Below are 3,784 nucleotides of genomic sequence, written 5' to 3'. Positions count from 1 at the left end.
CAGCCAACGACGTGATGGAACGCTACCCGGACAGCAAGGTGCTGGTGGTGGATTCCCTGTCCGCTTCCATGGGGCATGGTCTGCTGGTGGAGTATGCTCTGCGGCTCAAGGCGGCTGGAAAAACCATCGAAGAGACTGCCGTTCTCGTCACCCAGAATCGGCTAAAATTCTGTCACTACTTTACAGTAGATGATCTGAACCATCTGCACAGGGGCGGCAGAGTGTCCAAGGTTTCCGCAGTGGTGGGCGGCATGCTGGGCATCAAGCCCATTCTGAATGTCAATGAAGAAGGCAAGCTGATCCCCTTTGCAAAGGTGCGTGGCAGAAAGCAATCCCTGCTTGCACTTGTGGAAAACATGAAAAAGAAATATCACAACGATCTGGATCTGCCTGTATTCATCAGTCACGGAGATGCCCCGGAGGATGCAAACTTTGTTGCCGACCAGATCCGGGAACACTTCGGCATCCAGGATATCCGCATCGGCACCATCGGCCCGGTCATCGGTGCCCACGCAGGGCCCGGAACCGTTGCCCTGTTCTTTATCGGCAAGGACAGAAGCATCTGACCGAAAACAGAAAGGATGTAACCCAATGTCAAAGCTTTTTCCGCTGCTTGCCTGCGGCGCACTGTTGCTGGCGCTGACCGGCTGCAATCAGTCCGGCTCATCCCAGAGCAATTCCGCTACCACTTCTACGGTGAATTCCAATGCCGTATCCCCGGATCGGCAAGCCACCGATTACGACAGCCTGGTCAAGGCATTCACCCCCCTGCTGGATCAATACTATGAGGGTCTGCGCACCCAGAGCTTCGACACTGCATTCAACGTGTTCCCGGGCTTTTATGTAGATCAGATCAAAAAGGAATGCCAGAAGGAAGGGATCACCACCGACCAGTACGTACAGCAGGCACACACTTATTTTTCGGATAAATACGGTACGGATTACACTGTCACCTACACCATCAACCAGATTTTCCAGCTGACGGACGATTCCCTTGCCAGCTACAACGACATCATTCACGAAAAGTTTGATGACGGCGTTCAGATCACTGACGCCTATTCCGTGAAAATCACGGAAACAGACGATGGCAGTGTCGGCAGTGAGACCTGTGACCTGGAATGGTATGTGTTCGTCATTGGCGGTCAGAATTACCTTTATGAATCCTATTACGAATCCACATAAAACAGCGCCTGAGCAGCAGCATCGCTACTCGGGCGCTTTCTGTTTTCCGGGCTATTTTGTTTTATCAATGTGTATGGAGGAGATCACGGCATAGAGCAATGTGACTCCGGCTGTCAGCAATACAAACCAGATCATCCATCGAATCTGCCCGAACACAGCGATACAATTGAGCAGGAAGATCACGCCCACCAACAGCAGGACAATACCCGACTGACGGTAGTAGGGGGACTTGTTCATCTCCGCCCGTTCCTTTTCGGATGCATAGAAATACGAGTTGTTCAGCAAAGGTCCTTTTTCCGCCAATTGCAAGCCACCCACTACAAATGCCGTTGTCGCAATTGCACCCAACAGGATGCCCAGAATGATTGTTCCCATCATACCACCGCCTTTCTGCTATCATAATAGCACATTGTGAATAGATTGTCAACACTTATCAGCCGGTCATCCGCTGCATCAGCAATACCCCCTGCTCCTTGAGCCAGCGGCTGCACCGATCATAGTCTGGAAACAACTTGTATAACTCCGCATAGACCGCCTTGGAATGATCCATATGCTTTCTGTGGCAAAGCTCATGAGCAACCACCGAGTCCAGCACCTCCGCCGGAGCAGCCATCAACAGGCAGTTGAAATTCAGATTTCCCTTGCTGGAGCAGCTACCCCAGCGGCTTTTCTGGTTCCGGATGGTAATGCGCCCATAGGTCACACCCAGCAGTCGGGCATAGTATGCCACACGCTGTGGGATCACCTGCACTGCCTGCTGTGCCATATGCTCCAACTCCGCCGCAGAAAACCGTCCGGCATCCTCCGCCTGCTCGGCTGCAATTCTGCTTCGCTGCACATACTGTTCGATCCGGTCGGCATGCTGACTGAGAAACGCCAGAACATCCGCTTCCTTTGCCAGGTAAGGTGCCTGCGCAGTGACAACGCCCTTCTGATCCACCTTCACCCCGATGGTTTTCCTGCCACTGCGGATCAGCTGTACTGGCACAGAAATACTCTCCACCCGAAACGTGCCTGCAAGCACCACCTTACCCTTGGTCATACCTGCTCCCCTTTCTCCCGTTCCCGGATCTGCAATCCATCCTCCTGCACCTGGCAGGGCAGATACAGCACCCGGACGCCTGCCCGCCTTGCTTCCTCTAAAGCAGTTCCAAATTCCGGATGCATTTCCAAATTGGGATGCACCATGTTCACTCCTGGAATGGCGATCACAAACGCCAGGTAACACTCAAATCCCGCCTCGCATGCTGCTGCCAGCTCGTGAAGATGCTTGACCCCACGCTCCGTGGGCGCATCCGGAAAGTAGCCCTCTCCACCCACCTCCAGGGTACAACCCTTCACCTCGATCAAAATCCGCCGACTGCCGCATTCCAGATAAAAATCCACTCTGGATGCGCCGTACCGATACTCCGGTCTGCACAGAGTCATGTCCGCAAAGATCCCCGGCTTTGTGCGCAGCCACTCCTGTACAACCGCATTCGGTGCCTGGCTGTCGATATTGATCCAGCCCACCCCCGGCTTGTACACACTAATCAGATCATATCGTGTCTTTCTGCCAGGGCGATCCGACTCCGCCAGGATCACCTCCCTGCCCGGCAGCAGCAGTTCCCTGCACCGTCCCGTATTCTTTACATGCACCGTTTCTTCTCTGCCGTTCCGTGCCGTCACTGCCACAAACCGGTTTGGACGATGAAGAAAGACTGCATGCACCGTGCGCTCATAATGCATCCGGAAATACCTCCCCCCACATGTCATAAACCGTGTCCAGTGAGATCACGGTACCGTCCCGGAACAGCAGCTGCCTTGCCGTTTCGTCAATGCGGCGCAGCACACCGGTATAGGGCAGATACACGCCTCCCTGCTTTTGCAGATCCGGATGGAATGCAAGCACCCGGATCTGTACATCGCACCCTGCATCCCGAAGGATCTGTAAACAGGCATCCAGCCTGTTCCGGCGATCCTCTGTCAGTTCTAGCTTGTGTTCCACATACCGTGCCGCCTCATCAATGCCGTCCTCGTACCCGGTCAGCGCCTTGAAGGAAGCAAACTGAGCCGCCCGTTCGTGCATGGACATGGGCTGTCGCCGGGTGGAAACGTGATGAGGATGGTACAGAATATCCGCATATTCATTCATGCCCGATGCCCTCCTACCTGCCCATTCCGGGCAATGGCAGTTGCGCCCTCCTGCAAATTCATGCCCTTGAGGACAGCATTTTTGCCGTAACGCTGCTGCATCGCCAGGATGGTTTTTTGCAGGGACTTTTCCTGCTGCTCTGCTTGCTGCTGTGCTGCACGCCGCTCCGCCTGTTCCGCCGGATCCGTAAACAAATCCAGCTGCATGCAGGTATCCCGGGGCACATCCTGTTCCCGGATCACATGATTCGCCACCACGTACATCCGCCGCACCAGCAGCCGCTTGTCCACGATCTCCTCATACAGCCGCACTACCGCCGGCACCATCGTCCGGGCAGAAGCGGTAAACCGCCCCAGATTCGTGGAGCCATGTGCCATTTGGGGCACTGTCTTGCCATAATGGTTCTGCTCCAGAGTGCCGGCATAATCCTCCGGGATACCCGTGTAATCATATCCCACTGTCAGCACC

At 54.7% G+C, this 3,784-nt stretch carries 6 protein-coding genes and 1 pseudogene; 2 read left to right on the top strand and 5 right to left on the bottom strand.

Annotated elements, in window-relative coordinates:
- Both QVO51_RS07840 and QVO51_RS07835 read left to right on the top strand, forming a co-directional pair.
- Window positions 1-566: DegV family protein (locus QVO51_RS07840; RefSeq protein ID WP_288168020.1), on the top strand; the 566-nt coding region annotated here is incomplete at its 5' end.
- Window positions 567-591: 25 nt separating this feature from the next.
- On the top strand, window positions 592-1,182 hold the full coding sequence (locus QVO51_RS07835; protein WP_022357942.1) for a hypothetical protein: 591 nt from the start codon (window positions 592-594) through the stop codon (window positions 1,180-1,182).
- A gap of 51 nt (window positions 1,183-1,233) precedes the next feature.
- On the opposite strand, the gene QVO51_RS07830 is transcribed toward QVO51_RS07835, so the two are convergent.
- The 5 genes and pseudogenes from QVO51_RS07830 to QVO51_RS07810 form a co-directional block, all read right to left on the bottom strand.
- Complete coding sequence (locus tag QVO51_RS07830) at window positions 1,234-1,557, bottom strand: DUF3784 domain-containing protein (RefSeq protein WP_022357941.1); 324 nt, start codon at window positions 1,555-1,557, stop codon at window positions 1,234-1,236.
- Between the two features lie 58 nt (window positions 1,558-1,615).
- Window positions 1,616-2,224, bottom strand: a complete 609-nt coding sequence (locus QVO51_RS07825) for a M48 family metallopeptidase (RefSeq protein WP_022357940.1) — start codon at window positions 2,222-2,224, stop codon at window positions 1,616-1,618.
- Entirely contained in the window at window positions 2,221-2,910 is a 690-nt protein-coding gene (gene sfsA, locus QVO51_RS07820) for a DNA/RNA nuclease SfsA (protein ID WP_022357939.1), read from the bottom strand. The genes QVO51_RS07825 and sfsA overlap by 4 nt, the downstream gene beginning before the upstream one ends.
- A complete protein-coding gene (locus QVO51_RS07815) occupies window positions 2,900-3,316 on the bottom strand; it encodes a hypothetical protein (protein WP_022357938.1) in 417 nt (138 codons plus the stop codon). Before QVO51_RS07815 ends, sfsA begins: the two co-directional genes overlap by 11 nt.
- Window positions 3,313-3,784: pseudogene (locus tag QVO51_RS07810) on the bottom strand (DNA methylase); the annotation flags it as partial. The gene QVO51_RS07815 and the pseudogene QVO51_RS07810, both read right to left, overlap by 4 nt.

This window comes from Ruminococcus sp. CAG:379 (assembly GCF_000434255.1).
Lineage (GTDB): Bacteria > Bacillota > Clostridia > Oscillospirales > Ruminococcaceae > Ruminococcus_F > Ruminococcus_F champanellensis.
This window is presented reverse-complemented; position numbering and strand designations above follow the sequence as displayed.